At 73.3% G+C, this 16,640-nt stretch carries 12 protein-coding genes; 6 read left to right on the forward strand and 6 right to left on the reverse strand.

Annotated elements, in window-relative coordinates; all coding sequences use genetic code 11:
• The first annotated feature begins 9 nt into the window (after positions 1–9).
• A complete protein-coding gene (locus tag AABA78_RS27380) occupies positions 10–3,129 on the forward strand; it encodes a hypothetical protein (RefSeq protein WP_338267317.1) in 3,120 nt (1,039 codons plus the stop codon).
• On the opposite strand, the gene AABA78_RS27385 is transcribed toward AABA78_RS27380, so the two are convergent.
• Positions 3,113–4,468, reverse strand: a complete 1,356-nt coding sequence (locus tag AABA78_RS27385; protein ID WP_338267319.1) for a DUF4388 domain-containing protein — start codon at positions 4,466–4,468, stop codon at positions 3,113–3,115. The two genes, AABA78_RS27380 and AABA78_RS27385, sit on opposite strands and share 17 nt — an antisense overlap.
• Before the next feature lie 27 nt (positions 4,469–4,495).
• Here AABA78_RS27385 and AABA78_RS27390 point away from each other — a divergent pair, with 27 nt between their 5' ends.
• Together AABA78_RS27390 and AABA78_RS27395 are read left to right on the forward strand one after the other, a co-directional pair.
• On the forward strand, positions 4,496–4,885 hold the full coding sequence (locus AABA78_RS27390) for a VOC family protein (RefSeq protein ID WP_338267321.1): 390 nt from the start codon (positions 4,496–4,498) through the stop codon (positions 4,883–4,885).
• Positions 4,886–4,944: 59 nt separating this feature from the next.
• A complete protein-coding gene (locus tag AABA78_RS27395; RefSeq protein ID WP_338267324.1) occupies positions 4,945–6,684 on the forward strand; it encodes a GspE/PulE/PilB domain-containing protein in 1,740 nt (579 codons plus the stop codon).
• A gap of 7 nt (positions 6,685–6,691) precedes the next feature.
• Here AABA78_RS27395 and AABA78_RS27400 read toward each other — a convergent pair whose 3' ends face one another.
• The 5 genes from AABA78_RS27400 to AABA78_RS27420 all read right to left on the reverse strand — a co-directional run bounded on the left by AABA78_RS27400 (position 6,692) and on the right by AABA78_RS27420 (position 12,621).
• Positions 6,692–7,651, reverse strand: a complete 960-nt coding sequence (locus AABA78_RS27400; RefSeq protein ID WP_338267326.1) for an alpha/beta fold hydrolase — start codon at positions 7,649–7,651, stop codon at positions 6,692–6,694.
• A gap of 161 nt (positions 7,652–7,812) precedes the next feature.
• Positions 7,813–8,733 carry a serine protease gene (locus AABA78_RS27405; RefSeq protein WP_338267328.1) on the reverse strand — a complete coding sequence of 307 codons (921 nt, stop codon included), beginning with the start codon at positions 8,731–8,733 and terminating at the stop codon, positions 7,813–7,815.
• Positions 8,734–8,923: 190 nt separating this feature from the next.
• Complete coding sequence (locus AABA78_RS27410; RefSeq protein WP_338267330.1) at positions 8,924–10,156, reverse strand: hypothetical protein; 1,233 nt, start codon at positions 10,154–10,156, stop codon at positions 8,924–8,926.
• A gap of 71 nt (positions 10,157–10,227) precedes the next feature.
• The gene (locus AABA78_RS27415; RefSeq protein ID WP_338267332.1) at positions 10,228–12,177 is read right to left on the reverse strand and encodes a serine/threonine-protein kinase; all 1,950 of its coding nucleotides are present in this window, start codon (positions 12,175–12,177) and stop codon (positions 10,228–10,230) included.
• 57 nt (positions 12,178–12,234) lie between these two features.
• Positions 12,235–12,621, reverse strand: a complete 387-nt coding sequence (locus AABA78_RS27420) for a PEGA domain-containing protein (protein WP_338267334.1) — start codon at positions 12,619–12,621, stop codon at positions 12,235–12,237.
• 349 nt (positions 12,622–12,970) lie between these two features.
• Between AABA78_RS27420 and AABA78_RS27425 the strand changes: the two genes are divergently transcribed.
• Genes AABA78_RS27425 through AABA78_RS27435 form a run of 3 tightly spaced genes read left to right on the forward strand, consistent with a single transcriptional unit; the run spans position 12,971 to position 16,624 of the window.
• Positions 12,971–13,975 (forward strand): isopenicillin N synthase family oxygenase, encoded by a 1,005-nt coding sequence (locus AABA78_RS27425; protein ID WP_338267335.1) that lies wholly within the window; start codon positions 12,971–12,973, stop codon positions 13,973–13,975.
• Positions 13,968–14,699, forward strand: coding sequence for a PIG-L deacetylase family protein (locus AABA78_RS27430; protein ID WP_338267337.1), 732 nt, complete (start codon positions 13,968–13,970; stop codon positions 14,697–14,699). The genes AABA78_RS27425 and AABA78_RS27430 overlap by 8 nt, the downstream gene beginning before the upstream one ends.
• On the forward strand, positions 14,696–16,624 hold the full coding sequence (locus AABA78_RS27435) for a glycosyltransferase (protein ID WP_338267339.1): 1,929 nt from the start codon (positions 14,696–14,698) through the stop codon (positions 16,622–16,624). Before AABA78_RS27430 ends, AABA78_RS27435 begins: the two co-directional genes overlap by 4 nt.
• Positions 16,625–16,640: the final 16 nt, after the last annotated feature.

The following is a 16,640-nucleotide window of genomic DNA, read 5'->3' on the forward strand; positions in this document are numbered from 1 at the left end:
ACGTCGAACGTGCGAGTCTGGCGGATCATCCTGGGGCTGGGATTGTGCGCGGGCGTGGCTCGCGCGGAGTGGAGGAACATCCAGACCCAGACGGGCATCCCGAAGGACGTGACCGTCTTCCGGCCCGGCTTCTTCGCCGTGGCCACCGACACGCAGCTGTACGTGTCGCGCGACGGCGGCGTGACGACCCTGAACGAGGGCATGGCGGGCAGCTTCCTGCGAGCCCCCGACTGCGTGGTGGGCATCCGCACGGACGGCACGCTCCGGAGCCTGGGCGGCTGCTCTCCGGCGGACGACGGCAAGCGCCTGTTCCCCGACGACGGCAACGACTACGAGGTGCGCGCCGTGCGCGTCACCGCGGACGGGGGCGTGGGCTACGCCGTCGCCGCGGAGCTGCCCCTGATGACCCCGCAGTTCCGCTCCTCGCTCGTCCCGTCCGACGGCGGCACGGCCGAGTGGGGCCCCCTGGACAACCCGCAGCCGGGCATGAGCGCCCAGCCGCAGCTCGCGGTCCTGCCCCCGCAGGCGGATGGCCTGGCGCAGGCGCTGTTCTCCGTGTCCGCGTCCAAGGCGAACTTCCTCTGGTACCGGGGCACGACGTCGGTGTCGTACGTGGCCTCCGGCATCACTCCGCCGAACTCGGCGCACGGCGTGGCGCTGCTGCCGGGCGCGACGCCGGACAAGCCGCTCGCGTTCTTCGGCAACGACACGGGCCTGTTCCGCGGGACGCTGGGCACCTCCGCCAACCCGTTCGAGCCCATCCCGCTGGCCCCCGGCGCGGTGGACGCGCTCGCGTTCGACGTGGCGGGCGGCTCCAGCGCGGGGACGGGCTTCGGGCTGCTGCTGCTCAAGCAGTCGGACGGCAAGGTGACGGCGTTCAGCGCGGAGCCGGTGACGCCGCCGGCCCTGCCGGGCACGCTCTGGCGGCAGAACACGGACCTGCCCACGGGCATCACCCAGTCCGCGGTGCGGCTGGCCTGCGCGGACGCGTCCTACTGCGTCGCCATCCTCAACGGGCCCGCCCAGAACGTCCTCATCTACGTGAACGCGAACGCGCCCAGCGTGAACGAGCTGCCGGCCAGCCTCCGCGTGGACGAGGGCACGACGCAGGACGTGCAGCTGAAGCTGCGCGACGCTGACGGGGACGCCGTGCGGCTGTCGGGCACGGTGCGCGCGCCGGGCAGCCCGCTCAACGTGGTCCAGGAGCCGCTCGACTCGCGCGAGGACAGCGGTCTCAAGCTGAAGCTCACCGCGCCTCCGGGCATCTGCGCGAGCCAGACGTCCTACCTGGACCTGGTGGCCTCCGACGGCCTGCGCGCGCACGACACGCCGAAGGCCATTGCCCTGGAGATGCGCCACACCGTCGCGCCCGGCGCGCCCCTGGGGGCCACCCTGGCGGTGGACGGCGGCGCCTTCTTCATGGGCGGGCCTCCGGGCACCCTCACCCCCACGCGGGGCACCGGCTGCGAGCCCGTCAAGTACGCCTGGACGACGCCCGCCCGGGCGCCGGTGCTCACCGAGGACGCCGTGGGCGTGGCCACGCTCACGCCGCCCTCCACCCGGACGGACCGCTGCAAGGAGGGCACGACCTCCTACACCTACGAGGTGCGCGCGTACGACGGCGAGCTGAGCTCCCTGCCGGCGACGGTCCCGGTGCAGCTCCACCCCTGGGGACCGCCCGACGCGCCGTTCACCAGCGGCACGCGCGAGGTCTACTCCGGCGCGGCCCTGGGGCCCCAGGCGACCCACCTGTGCGCGGCGGCTCCGGGGACACCGGCGACGCCGGGACTGCCGCCGGTGTCGACGTTCTGGTCCGTCCTGGAGAATCCCTCGGGCGTGTCGGTGCTGGCCCTGCTGGGGAACACCCGGCGCCCGGTGGGCTCGGAACCGCTGGAGGGCAGCGCCGTGCTGCTCGCCTCGGCGACGTGCGTGGACACGCTCCAGCTGAAGCTGCGTGCCTTCAACCGCATCACCGTGGACGGCTACGTCCTCGACGGCCCCCCGTCCGACGTGGACGTCGCGGTGAAGCCGCGGTGGGTGCCGGTGGACGCGGTGCGGGCGGAGGTGACGTTGGAACCGCCGGAGGAGCGCAAGGTGCGCGGCCGCGTGACGACGAACCCGCCGGTCAACTGCACGGGCATGCGCGCCCTCTCCACGGTGGTGACGCTGGAGGACCCGTCCGACCCGAGCCGCGTGTTCGACACGCGGACGTACCCGTGGGCAGCGGGCACCTTCGAGCTGGACCTGCCCCCCACGTGCGGCAGCGCCAGCTACACCGTGCGCACGCGCGTGCAGGAGGCGGTGGCGGAGGGCTCCGTCAAGACGCCGGAGGTGCTCACACCCTTCCCGCGGGGCGCGCGCCAGGTGGAGCTGGGCGAGCTGGACGGCGAGCTCGTCGCCACCTGCGGCAAGGGCGCCCGGGGCACGCTGCGCCAGACGATTCCGGAAGGGGCGTGCACCGCGGTGGACCTGACGTGGACGCCCGGCCCGAGCCCCGAGCTGGAGCCGCTCGTCTCGCAAGGGGACTCGGTGACGCTGGCCACGGTGGACACGCAGCTGGAGTCCCTGGTGGGCGAGCACGTCACCCTGGACGTGACGGCCACGGGCGAGGGCACCCGCGAGGCGAAGACGCGGACGCACGCGGTGCGCATCGGCGCCCGGCCCTTCGTGACGGTGGAGCGGCGCACGGAGACGACGGGCGTGGGCACCGACTCCGGCCAGTTCGGCGTCACGGTGACGCTGCGCAACGACACCGCCTGCGACGTGAGCTCCATCCGCTACGCGGAGACCGTCACCGGCGCGCAGGTGCTGCCCCGGAGCGTGACGCTGAACGGCCAGCCGGTGACGCCCGTGGAGGTGACGGAGCAGCACTTCGAGGTGGAGCGGGTGCCGCTGCCCGCGGGCGCCACCGCGACGCTCACGTACGTGGTGCGGCCGGCGCTCTTGACGGCGCCGACGTACTCGGGGACCGCGACGCTGCGCGAGGTCGTCGTGTCGCGGGCGGAGGCGCCGCCGGACTCCACGTCGGGCTGCGGGTGCTCCGGCGGGGGCTCGGGGGTGACGGCCTTCGGGCTGGGCGCGCTGGCGTGGGCCGCGCGGCGCAGGCGCGGCGTCAGAGCCCGAAGCTGATGCGCTGGCGGCGGTTGGGCGTCTCCTGCCGCTCCTCCAGCACGCCGGACAGCTCCAGGCCGCGCAGCGTGGCCAGGGCCTCGCGCTCCGACAGGTCGGTGAGGGCCAGCAGGTCCTCCACCGTCTTCGTGCCGTCCGCGAACGCGAGCAGCATCGCCTGCGGCCCGTCCAGCTTCAGCTCGTGCAGGCCGTAGGGCGGATCCGCCGCGGGGAACAGCCGGCGTCCGGGCGCCATGCGCTGGCGCAGCGCCACCAGCGTCTGCGTGCGCGCGACGCCCTCCAGGATGAGGTCCCCGGGGAACAGCGACAGCGGCACCAGGTCCGCGCGCTGCGGCCGCATGGGGCTGAAGCCGTAGCCGCCCTCCGTCCATGCGAAGGTGGACCAGAGGATGTCCTTCACCTGCTCCTCCAGCAGCTGCCGGCGCTGCTTGGGGCTCAGGAGGCCGCGCTTGAGCAGCGCGTCGCCGGTGCGCAGCGAGTGCTCACGCGCGTAGCCCGCGGCCTCCGCGAGCTGGGCTTCGGTGAGCGCGCCCTTGCGCAGGCAGAAGCGGCCGAAGCGCTCCGGGGCCAGGTTGGAGGCGGCGTACACGACGCGGCCCGCCTCGAAGTAGACCACCTTGAGCACCGTGCCCTGGCGCAGCTTCAGCTCGCCGTGGTGACGGGCCTCGTAATAGGCGTTGAGCAGGCGCGGCACCGACGTGTGCGCCAGGTCACCGCCGAGCGACCACTCCGGCAGCTGGCGGCGCTGGCGCGCGGGGGCGGGCGCGGCCTCCGTCCACACGGCGCCGCGCTGGGCGAAGGGCAGGGGCAGGGCCTCCTCCGGGAGCGCGGGCTCGGAGGGTTCGGACGGCTCGGGAGACCCGGCCGCGGCGTCGACGGACTCGAGCGCGGGCTCCTCCTGCGAGGGCGTCTCCTGGACCAGCTCCTCCAGGACGAGCAGGTCCACCTCGTCGAGCAGCTCCCCGTGCGTCACGGGCGGCACGCCGGCGGCCTCCTCCAGCGCGTCGAGCACGGCGTCCAGCTCGAAGGGCTTCTCGAAGAAGGCGCACGCGCCATGGACCTTGATGGCCTCCTGGGCGAAGCGGTCGCCCTTGTAGACGCCGCTGACGGCGATGGCGGGGATGGCGTGGGCACGCAGCGCGCCCAGCACCTCGCTGCCGCGGATGTCCGGCAGCAGCAGGTCCACCAGCGCGGCGTCGAAGCGGGTGGTGGGGCCCAGGGCCTCCAGCGCGGACTCGCCGGTGAAGACGGTGAGCGCCTCATGGCCCCGGGTCTGCGCGACCGTGGCGATGAGGGAGGCGAGTTCCTGGTTGTCCTCCACGATGAGCAGTCGCGCCATGGGCGGCCAGACCCTACCATCAACCCCATGAAGGACGTTCAGGGCTTCCACCACGTGGCGATTCAAGCGAAGGACGTGGAGCGCGTGACCGCGTTCTATCGCGACCTGCTGGGCTTTCCGGAACTCAAGCGCCACCTGCGCGAGGACGGCACCCTGCGGAGCGTCTGGGTAGGCGTCCCCGGGGGCGCCTTCCTGGCCATCGAGGCGGTGGACGGGATGCCGGAGGAGGTGCCGTTCCGCCATCCGGCGCCGGGGCTGTTGATGTTGGTGTTCCGGATTCCCCGCGAGGCACGGGGTGGGGTGGTGGAGACCTTGGCCCGCGCGGGGGTGCCGCTGGAGCACGAGACGCGTTGGACGCTCTACGTGCGGGACCCGGAGGGCAACCGGGTGGGGCTTAGCCACCATCCGGACGACTAGGAGTGCGTGCCCGGCCGGGTGCTTGCGGAGGGTGACGGGGCATGGCTACAAGCGGGCCCATGCGCCTGGGTGAACTGCTCGTGAAGGACGGCCTGGTGTCGGCGGCGGCGGTGGAGGAGGCGCTGGAGTCGCAGGTGGTCCACGGCGGCCGGCTGGGGACGAACCTGGTGGAGCTGGGGCTGCTGTCCGAGCCGGACCTGGCCAAGGCGCTGGGCAAGCTGCACAACTGCGCCTACGCGTCCGGGGAGATGGTGCCCGACCCGAAGGCCGTGGCGCTGGTGCACCCGAACGAGGCGGACGACAAGGAGTTCCTGCCCATGCGGGCGGACGCGACGCGGCTGAGCGTCGCGGTGGTGAACCCGCACGACTTCCCGACGTTGGATGCCATCGCGTTCAAGACGGGCAAGCGCGTGGTGCCGGTGGTCATCCCCGAGTTCCGGATGAACCAGCTGCTGCGGCGGCACGCGAAGGCGTTCCGGCAGCTGCGGGCCATCGACATGGAAGCGGTGCGGCCGAGGCCCGCGAAGGGCGCGGCGGCGGAGCTGGCGAAGGCGGCGGAGCGGCCGCCGGACCTGATGAGCGAGGAGGAGTTCCAGTCCGTCTACGCGCAGGCGCTGCGCGGCGGATCGGATGCGGAAGCGGACGTGCTGGAGGGGGAGCTCATCATCACCGGCGAGGAGGTGATGGAGGCGCCCGTCGCCGCGCCGCCCCAGGTCCGTCCCGCGGTGCCGGCGCAGTCGCGTCCCGGAGCGCCCGTGCCCCCCGCGGCCCAGAGGCCCGGAGCGCCGCGAGTGGACATCCCCGCGCACATGGCCCCGCCCGTGCCGGCGCCCGGAGTGCCCGCGCAGGCGGCCCGCGCCGCGAGCTCCGTGGGGCAGGGCGCAGGGGCGCAGGGACTGCCCGCGCACGTCGCGGCGCAGCCCGGAGCGCAAGGAGTGCCCGCGCACGTCGCGGCCCAATCGGGAGCGCCCGCGCACGTCGCGAGTCAGCCCGGAGCACAGGGAGTGCCCACACATCTCGCGGCCCAGGCGGGAGTGCCCGCGCACCTCGCGGGACAGCCCGGTGCGCAGGGAGTGCCCGCGCACGTCGCGGCCCAGGCGGGAGTGCCCGCGCACCTCGTGGGACAGCCCGGTGCGCAGGGTGTCCCCGCGCAGGCGCGTGGCGGTGCTGGCGTGCCCTCGCACGTCGCGGCCCAGGCGGGGGCCGGTGTGCCCGCGCAGGTGGCGACCCAGGCCAGCGTCGCGGGCGCGATGCCGCCAGGTGCTGTCGCGAGCCCTCCCGTGCCAGCGAAGCCAGCGGCTCCTCCTCCGACGCCGCTCACGTTCCCGGAGGCGCAGGCGGAGCTGGCGCGCAGCTCGGACCGCGAGGACGTGGCGCGCACGGTGCTCCGCTTCGCGATGGGCAAGTGGCGCCGGTGCCTGCTGCTGTCCGTGCAGGGCAACCTCGTCACTGGCTGGCACGGCATGGGGCAGGGCGTGAACGACGAAGGGGTCCGCCGCATCGGCGTGCCGCTGCGCGACCAGAGCACCTTCCGCCTCGTGCGCGACCTGCGCTCCCACTACGTCGGTCCGGTGAAGCGCGACGCGGCGATGGGCATGTTCTACCGGCTGCTCGGCGGCGGATTCCCCACGACCGCGGTCATCCTGCCGCTGCTGGTGCGCGGCAAGGTGGTGCACCTGCTCTACGTGGACAACGGAGCGGAGCAGTTCACCCCGCCGGACGTGGGCGAGCTGCTCATCCTCTCCCAGGGCGTGGGCCGTTCGTACGAAGCGATGATGCGGCGGCGCAAGAGCGCGTAGCGCGGGCTCACCCGTTGCCAGCGGACTGTTCCGGGTCGCGAGCCAGCACGGGCAGCGCATCGGGACGGTCCCACAGGACGAAGTGGCTGCACCCGTCCAGCTCCACCACGGTGAGCCCCGGCTTCGCGCGCACGGCGCTCTCCCGCATGGAGGCGGACTCCAGCACCCGGTCCTTCCCCGGCACGAGCACCGTGCCGCGCCGCACGTTGCCGAACAAGGACGCATCGCGCGATTGACTCCAGGCGTCGATGTCCCGCAGGTTGGCCATCATCGTCGCCACCCGCTTCGGGTTGAACGGGAAGGCCATGATCAGCTCGCGCTTGCGAGCATTCTCCAGCGGCCCCCACGCGCCCCGGTTGTGCCGGGCAATCGGCGCGAGCCGCCACAGCGGGATGAGGAACGGCAGCAGCCAGAGCTGCGACGGCGTCAGGCTCCGGTAGGGACGGGCCTGCGGGAGCACGGGCGCCTCCAGCACCACCTCCACCCGTTCGAACAGGTCCGGCCGCGACTTCGCGGCCTCCAGGACGACGGCGCCTCCGCGCGAATGTCCGTGGACGCGGATGACGTCCGTCCGGGGCAGGTGCTCCAGGGCCTGCACCAGCACGGCGGCATCATGGGCGATGGTGCCCTCCTCCTCGGCTGGCACCTTCGCCCAGGGCGCGGGCTCCTCGCGGTGGCCGGTGATGGGCAGGTGGTAGTCGCAGCTCGTCAGCAGGATGAGCTGGAGGTCGGGTTCGCGGTAGTGGTGCGTGAAGTAGCGCATGTCGGCCACGAAGCCGTGCATGACGATGACCGTGGCGCGGGGCTGCTCGCAGCGCCGTTCCGCGATGACGGCCTTGCCCACCCGGTAGACGTGTCCGTCGAAGGGCTCGCTCGCGCGGGGCGTGCCCACCCGGTGCATCAACCACCAGCGCGCGGTGGGCACGAGCACGGCGGCGCCAGCAAGGACTCCAAGAGCGACGAACATGCATTCACCCGGGACGGAGGGGGACAGGCGCCTTGTAGCGGACGGCCCGTGACACGGTGGCCATCATAAAGGCCAGGTCAGCCTCCCGCCGCCACGAGTGGGCGAAGGCGGCCCTCGCCGCGCGCTGATGTCCGCGGTCAATGAGGAAGGCCCTGCGCGTCCTACCTGACGGCGCTGAGGCTTCGAATCTGCGTGTGGATCCACGGGATGTAATGGGAGACCCGCGTGTAGATGCCGGGCAGCCCTGCCCGCGCACAGCCCACCCCGAAGCTCACGATGCCCTGGAGTACGTAGCCTTGGGAGCCTTTGACGACGAGCGGCCCGCCGCTGTCGCCCTGGCATGCGTCCTTGCCCCCCTGAAGATACCCAGCCCCGAGCATGGCACTCTCGTCGATGACGATTCCTTGTGTCCTGTAGCTGCTGGCGACGTCCTGATGCCGGAGGACGGGGACTCCGACCTGCAGCAGGATGCTGGACGTGTCTGGGCCCCCCTCCCGTGTCAGACCCCAGCCCGCGACCGTCGCCACCGTGTTTTCAGCAACGCGCTCCCCGGAGGCTGGGAGGCAGACAGGGACGCGCGTGTTGCCGCCCGCGAGCTGAGGGGCCAGGTTGGGGCGCATGCCCGAGGACTGGCCGCAAGCCCTGGCGACACTCGTGTCGAACTTGATGGGCTTGTCGAGCTTGAGGACGGCGATGTCGTTCAGCGTCGTGACCGGATTGTACTGGGGGTGGTGGACGGCCCCCGTCACCCGGGCGCTCACTTGCGTGGACGTGGGGTGGTTCAGGTCATGCGCCCCGGCGACCGCCGTGACATTGGAGAAACCGTCATGGACGCAATGGGCAGCGGTGAGGACGATGTCGCTCTCCTCCTTGTCGCTCACTCGCACCAGGCTGCCCCCGCAGAAATGGCTGCCGTACTGCTGCAGACTGACAATCCAGGGGATGGAGTTCGGCCGGGCCTCGATGCCTCCCACGATCTCCTGGTCCGTGTGCCCAACGGTCTCGAAGGAAGGCTGATCGGCCTCCGGACCACCGCACCCGAGAAGACCGACCGCGACGACGACTCCGCTCATGAAGCGCATGCATTCTCCTGGAACAGGTGCGGAGTGAGACAGCAATCGACATGCCGCTGTCATGCGCCTGGGCTGTCGGGGCGAGACGCGCACCTGGACATGTGACGGCACGTCGTCGTCGTCGCCCTGTGACATGTCAGCGGAGGCGCATGACGCGTCAGCCGTCTGGGAAAGCGCGTCGAGCGGGAAGTTTCAGGGCTCAGCGTTCCACGGGCGGTCCGGTCACCACCAGCCTCCTGGCCTTCTGGAACAGCGGCACGGGCGGCTCCTCCGCCACGTACACGCCCCAGTAGTACTCCCCAGGGGCCAGGCCGGGCAGCACCACCTGTTGCAGGCCGCCCTCCCGCACGAGCACCGGTTGTCGCAGCTCCCGGTCGCGCGCGACCACCAGCCGGTAGCGCGGCTCACCGCCGATGGACTGCCACGCGAAGACCAGGTCCTCGGCGGCGAGGGCGTCCGGAGCCTCGTAGCCATCCCGCGGCGTGACGAGCAGGCCGCGGGGCGGCTTGCGCTCCACGAAGATGCGCCGGGCGAAGCCGGACTCGCCCGGCCGTCCCTCCGCGTCCAGCGCGGCCACGCGCCAGACGAACATGCCGGGCTCCGGCGGGAGGAACGTGAAGTCCAGGCCCTCGACCTGCGTGTCCACGATGCGCCGGGTGAAGCCCAGGTCGCGCGCCACCTGCACCTGGTAGCTCCGCGCTCCGTCCAGCGGCCCCCAGCTCAGCGGGATGCGCAGCCCCGGGCTCCACGCGATGCGCGCGTCCACGCCCGGGGAGAGGCTGGTGGGGAAGGGCGGGCCGTCATGCTCGGCGTCCTCCAGGCCGCGCGCGACATCCAGCCAGTATCCGGCCGCGAGCGTGCGGCGGTGCGCGCCCTCGGACAACAGCAGCCGTCCCCGGGAGACGCTGAGGTGCATGCCGCGCGCGGTGCGGGTGACGCGGAACTCCGTGGGGCCTGCGTGCTCCTCCACCGTGAGCGCCACCTGCCGCCCGTTGTCACCGCGCAGCACGAGCGGGCCATCCGGCAGCGCGTCCTCGGGTAGCAGTCCCCGGGCGGTCCCCGACTCCAGCGCCACCACCGAGCCACCCCCCGTGGGAGGCGCGGGGCGATCGACCATCACCACGGTGCGCTCCTCCAGTTCGATGCGTCCGCCGCCGCGAAGCTCGATGCGCGTGGAGGCGCCCGGCCCGGTGCGCACCCAGTCACCGGAGCGGAAGGTGGCCCCCGCTTCGAACGGCTCCCAGTACGCATTCGCCGTGCGCATCGTCTCGACGGGGCCGCGCGCCACGGCGCAGGTGGCCACGATGGCGGACAGCTCCCGCGACACGGTCTCGGAAGCGCCGTCGTCCTCCGCGGTCCGTGCGCAGCCCGCGACCAGCAGGAGCACGACCCACCCCGCGATGCCCCTGCGCGGAACCCCGAGTTCACCCATGACAGCCCTACGGAACCCCGACGCCCGGTGGATCGCTCGCGCCACCGCGCTTCCACGCGGACGGGCTGTGTTCATCGCACCCTCCAACCCGAGGGGGCCTTGCGCAGCTCCTCCTCCAGGAACCGCAGCCGGATGCGCGGCGCGCTCCGCTCCGGTGCCGCCTCCAGCGCGGCGCGCAGGTGCGCCATCGCCTCCGTCGCGTCCCCGCGCTGCGTGGCCTCCGCCGCCATCCGCTCGAACGCATCCGCCAGGGCCGCCAGCCGCGTGCGCACGCGCGGGTCCTCGGGCCGCAGCGCCCGCGCGGCCTGGAGGTGCGCCAGCGCCGTGTCCTCGCCCGCGCCCGTCAGCTTCGCCACCGCGATGAGCCGATCCGCGCGAGACAGATGCCCGGCCACCTCCACCTCCCCGGCATGCCGCGGCCACGTCAACGCCGCGCCCGTCGCGCAGAGGACGGTGACCGCCAGCGCGCCCCACCGCAGGGCCCGTCCATGCCGCGCGACCGCCAGCCTCGCGGCCACCGGGATGCGCTGCTCCACGGCGAAGCGCCACCGGCGGTAGCTCGGGAACGCATGCGGCCGGTCCTTACCCCGCGCGGCCCCCATCAGCGCCTCCGTCTCGCGCTGGGACCGGTCCAGCGATTCGCCGAACAGCTCGCGCATCGTCTGCACCAGGTCGAAGGCGGGCAGGGTGCTCCGCACGCGCTCCAGCGCCTGCCGCAGCACCTTCGCGCTGGGCGCCCGGGCGGACGGCTCCGGCGCGGTGGCCCACTGCACCAGCCGCTCCAGCTCCGGCGTCACCTGGGGATTGAAGAGGGACGGCTTCAGCACCGGCGGCCCCTCCGTGCCGGTGGAGACCTCCGAGGCCCGGTGCAGCGTGAGCAGCTCGTAGAGGACCAGCCCCATGCCGTGGACGTCCCACGCGGGCTCCGGGCGTCCGCCGGCGGCCTGCTCCGGCGCCATGTACGCGCGCTTGCCCACCACCAGCAGGTCATTCCCGCTGGCGATGCTGGCGGACGCCACCCCCATGTCCACCAGCTTCACCTCGCCGTGCAGCCCGACGAGGAGGTTGCCCGGGCTCACGTCCCGGTGCACCAGGTGAAGCGGACGTCCATCCAGGTCGCGCTGCCCGTGCAGGTACTCCAGCGCCTTGCCCAGCTCCAGGGCCAGCGTCACCGCGAGCGCCACCGGCGGAGGCCGGCCCCGTCGCCGCAGCTCCTGCACCAGGTCCGCGCCGTTGCGGCCGTGCACGTACTCCATGGCCATGAAGGGCCGGCCCGCGGCGCTGCCCACGTCGAACACCTGGATGACGTTGGGGTGCTGGAGCGTGGCGCTCAGCCGCGCCTCGGTGAGGAACAGCTCCGACAGGCGCGGGTGCCGCGCGTACTCCTGGAACACCAGCTTGAGCGCCACCAGCTTGTCCACGCCCTCCGCCATCGTGTGCCGCGCGAGGAGGACCTCCGCCATGCCGCCCGCGCCCAGCCGCTGCAGCAGCTGGTACGGCCCGAACGCGTCGAACGGTCGCAGCCCGCCCTGCCACGCCTCCGGGTCTCGCGCGTGCAGCAGCTCCACGTGCGAATAGTCATTCAGCGCGGACGTGCCGCTGACCGTGGAGCGGGGCCGGATGCCCACTGGCGTCGGCTCCTCGCGCCAGGCGTGCTCGCTCCCCCCGGCGGCGCCGCCGGGCGCGCTCGCGGCGGTCGTCCCCTCCGTCGAGGGCGCGGGCGGCTCGCGCGGGCTCAGGGGGAGCGGAAGGCTGCCCGCGTCCAGCGCGACGAACTTGACGAAGTAGCCGCGCGCCCAGCCGGACACGCCGTGCTCCATCACCCGCACGCGGCCGGAGACGGCGGGCCCGTCCCCCAGGAAGGCCACCTGCAGCGGGAACTCCGTCCCGATGGGCTGCGGCGTGTCCTCCGGAACGAACAGGCCGTGCTCCGTCATGCTCTTCCACAGCCGCGCGCGGGACTCCGGCGCGTCCGCGAACGGCAACCGGAACAGCCGGCCCTTCCTCTTTGGCAGCTTCACGCCGGTCCTCCCCCCACGAATATGGCGGTGCGCTTCACGTCCGCGGCCCGCTTCGCTTCACGGCGAAGCGGTCAACGTCACCTGGATGGGCTCGGGCCGGTCGCCCACCATCACCTCCGCCCGCCACGTGGCGTGGCCCTCCAGGCGGACGCTCACCTGGTGGACGCCGGGGGCCAGCGGAAGCAGCGCCCCCAGCTGGCGCGCGAGCCCCATCGCGCGGCCGTCCACGAAGACGCGGGCGCCATCCGGCATCACGTCCAGGCGCAGCCCCGTCGCCGCCGCCCCCTCCACCCGCGCCGCGCGCCCCACCGGCATCGCCGGGCGCACGGCCTCCACCCGCAGGAGCGCCAGGGCATCGCCGTCCCGCGCGACCGGGTGGCGCGCACAGGCGCAGGTGCCAGCCATCAGGGCGGCGATGAGCAGACGTCTCGCATTCGGAGGCATGACAGGGATTGGAGCGCGAGCGCGGGGGCCCCCGTCAAGGCACCGGCCCCCGCGTCGCAATGGCTGTTCCCACCCGTACAACCCGGCGAAAACAGCGCTCCCGGAGGTGCTTTCCAGACCCACCCGCGCAGGTCGTTCTTCCGAGTGAAAAGTGGGTGTTCCCGGGTGGACGGATGGCCCGCGTCCGCGGCTCCTGGCGCCCGTGGGCGTGAGGGACGGCGCGTGCGTGCCGGGTGACCTGGGAGGTGACTGGGTTTGAGAGGAATTGGACCCGGGGCGGGTCCGCGCGGATCCACGCATGTCAGACGCCACCCGTAACCTGCGACACGTTCCAGCCTGAATCCCACCCATGACGACCCGACATCCCATGCCCGCCACCGCGCCCCGGACACCGGCCCCGTCCCTGCCTCCCAGACCCTTCACCTCCGCGCGGGATGGACTCGTGCGCAGACAGCCCCAGCGCTTCACGGACATCCGGCCGCTGCGGCTGGAGGACTTCGTGTCCGGGACGCCGCGCCAGCGGGAGTCCTTCGCGCGGCGGCTGATCACCCACCTGTCGGAGCGCGGCTTCTTCTACCTGGAGCGTCCCGCCGCCTTCCTGGAGCGGCACACCCTGGCGGGGCTGTTCGAGCGCTACGAGGCGACCTTCCAGCACGCCCTGCTGGCGCACCCGTACCTGCACGCGCTGCTGCCCGCGGCCACGGTGTTCCAGACGGGCTACAACGCCACCTGGTACCCGGAGTCGGCGGTGGTGCGGCAACCCATCGAGGCGTTCATGGCCAAGCCCGCGACGTGGACGGGCTTCCGCCGCCGCGTGGTGCCGGAGCCGGTGCGGGAGCTGCTGGAGGCGTCGGAGGACGCGTACGACGCCTGCCACGCCGTGGGCATCGCGCTGCTGGAGGCGCTGGAGCTGGGCTATGGCCTGCGCCCCGGGGGGCTCACGCGGCTGTTCCGCCGCCGCACGGAAGGGGCGGTGCGGTTCGTGAAGTACCACGCGCCCAGCACGGCGCGGCGCAGGCGGGAGGTGGTGGCGCACGCGTCGGAGCCGCACTCGGACAAGAGCTTCTTCACCTTCAACCTGGGGGAGTCGCGGCCGGGGCTGGTGTGGCTGGACGGGAACACGCCGCGCCTCATGCCCAATGACGAAGGGCACTGGCTCATCACCTCCGGCCGCTTCTCCGAAGGGCTGACGCGCGAGCTGGACGCGCCGGTGCGGGCGTTCCGGCACACGGTGCACAACGACGGCGAGCGCGTGGTCATCCTGGGCTTCGTGACGCCCGAGGGCGACCTGCACGACCTGCCGCTGGACGCGTGGCCCGCGCCGCGGCTCGCCGCGGGAGGCGCCCGTGGCTGAGCGCGCGCGCAGCCGAGGGAACGAGGGGCCGGAGCACGTCTTCTTCTCCCCGCATCCGGACGACGTGGCGCTGGGGGCGTACGCGAGCCTGCTGGGCGTGCCCCGGGGCATCGTGCCCACGCTCGTCACGGTCTTCTCGCAGAGCTGCTGGGAGTTCGTGCTGCCGGTGGACCCGTCGCGGGCCATGGCCGTGACGTCGCTGCGGATGGGCGAGGACCGACGCTTCGCCCGGGCGCACGGCGCGGACCTGGTGCACCTGGGCTTCCGCGACACCAGCCTGCGCTCGCCGCCGGGGGGCCCCGCGGAGCCGGAGGAGGCCCGGGCGGCGCTGGCCTCACGCGTGCTGCTGGCGCTGGACGAGGTGCTGGCGAGCGTGTCCGAGGACGCGGTCTGCTACGTGCCGCTGGGCATCTCCAGCCACGCGGACCACCTGCTGGTGCGTGACGCCGTGCGGGCGCTGCGCGGCGAGCGGGGCGTCGTCTACTACGAGGACCTGCCGTACTCCGCGCACCACCCGGAGGACGAGATCGTCGACTACGCGTGGGCGCTCGGGCTGTCGCCCCGGTGCGTGGACATGACGGCGCTGTGGCCCGCGAAGCTGCGCGGGCTGTCCTTCTACGCAAGCCAGCTCGAGCCCCGGACGCTGCCCGCGGTGGAGGCGCACGCGCGCAGGCTGGGCGCGGGCCGGGGGCTGTGCGAGCGCGTCTGGACGGTGGCGCCATGAGCGCGCGGGAGCCCCGCTGGCTCGGGACGCAGGAGGGGGACCTGCTGGTGCACCTCTCCTACGAAGCGACGCGCACGCTGGGCGGGATGGGCGTGGTGCTGGAGCACCTGCTGTCCTCCCCCGAGTACCGGCGGGACTTCCCGCGCACGCTGCTGGTGAGCCCCACGGTGCGGCCGTGCGGGCTGGGGAGCTACGCGCCGGAGGAGTCGCTGGCGCGCGACCTGGAGGCGCACGGCGAGGTGTTCTACAGCGGCCTGCGCCCGGACAACCCGGAGCGGTGGACGCGCGTCTTCCGGCCGGTGGAGGAGAAGCACGACGTGTCGTTCGTCTACGGGCGGCGCGACGCCCCGGGCGGCCCGGTGGAGGTGCTGCTCGTGGACCTCACCGACGTGCTCCGGGGCTACCGGGTGCGGATGGGGACGCTGCCCCGGTTCCTCGCGCGGCTGCACACGCTGCTGGGCGTGGACCTCCCGTTCGACTGCCGGGGCGCGCGTCCGGCGGCGTGGCGGGGGTTGTCGCGCGTGTGGCGCCAGCGCTTCGGCACGCGGCTGGGCGCGGCGCCCTGGGTCAACCGCCTGTTCCGCAAGGCGGTGCGGCACGGCCTGATGGACGCGCCCGCGCTGGACCACGACGCGATGCTGGCCATCGTCCTCGCGGAGCCCGTCTTCGACGCGCTGGAGCGGCTGCGCCCGACGAAGGAGGGGGCGGGGACGGTCATCCTGGCGCAGGAGCACCTGTCGCTGCCGCTCGCGTACAAGGCGCTGCTCGACGGGCGCGGCTGGTGCCGCACCGTGTACTACGCGGGCGAGGTGCGCACGCCCCGCGTGCTGGTGGAGTACGGCGAGGCAGGGCAGGGCGCGTCCGACGCGCGCTTCTACAACATCCAGCGCCTGGGGCTGGAACAGGGGCGGACGCTCGACGAGGTGTACCCCGTCGGCACCTGGCCCAACTTTCAAATCCTGCGCAACGGCCACCTGTGCGACCGCGTGGGCGCGGTGAGCGCCTCCGTGGCGGACGAGCTGCGGTTCCTGGACGCGCGCTACGCGCTCCACCCGGTGACGGTGGTGCCGCACGGCCACCGGCCCATCGAGACGGGCTGGGACGCGAAGGAGGCGGCGCGGGCGCGGGTGCTGGCCCATGCGCGCAAGCAGTGGGGGAAGGGCTTCCGGCTGCTGCTCACGCACATCGCGCGGGACGAGGTCTGCAAGGGGCTCTGGCGCGACGTGGACGTGTGCGAGCACCTGGCCACGCTGCTGCCGCCGGAGCGGAAGCCCGCGCTGCTGGTGATGGTGACGGAGTGGAACGAGGCGGAGCCGTCCGACAACCTGCGCGCCCTGAAGGCGCGGGTGGACGCGTTCAACGTGAAGGACACGGGCCTGCACATCGCGCTGGTGAACCAGCCCACGTGGCCCGCGGGCCTGGACTTCACGCGGGACGACCTGCACCGTGCCACGGACGTGTCCCTGGGGCAGTCGCTGTATGAGTCCTACGGACTGGCGCAGCTGGAGGCCCTGGGCTGCGGCGCCATCTGCGTCATCTCCGGCGTGAGCGGCGCCAGGCGGGCCCTGCGCGAGGTGTGCCTGCGGCAGGGCCTGTCGGAGGCCGCGCACCCGAACCTCGTCGTCTCCGACGCGGCGGCGGACGCCCGGGAGGCGGGGCTGGCGCACACGGTGGAGGCCTGGAAGGCGCTGCCCGCGGCCGTGCTGAGGGAGCAGGAGCTGCGCACCGCGGAGCGCGTGGCGGAGGAGGTGGTGCGCCGGCTTCCGCGCGACGCGCACGAGGGCCGCCTGCTGCTGGCGACGGGCTGGGCGCTGTCGGAGCGGCTTGGCTGGGAGCCGCTCATCCGCGAGCAGTTGCTGCCGCTGCTCCGCTTCCCGAAGCAGGAGGCGGAGGCCGTGTCCGACTGGAGCGCGGCCCACGGCTGAAGGCCGTCACGCAATC

The organism is Corallococcus caeni (assembly GCF_036245865.1).
In the GTDB taxonomy this organism is placed as follows: Bacteria; Myxococcota; Myxococcia; order Myxococcales; family Myxococcaceae; genus Corallococcus; species Corallococcus caeni.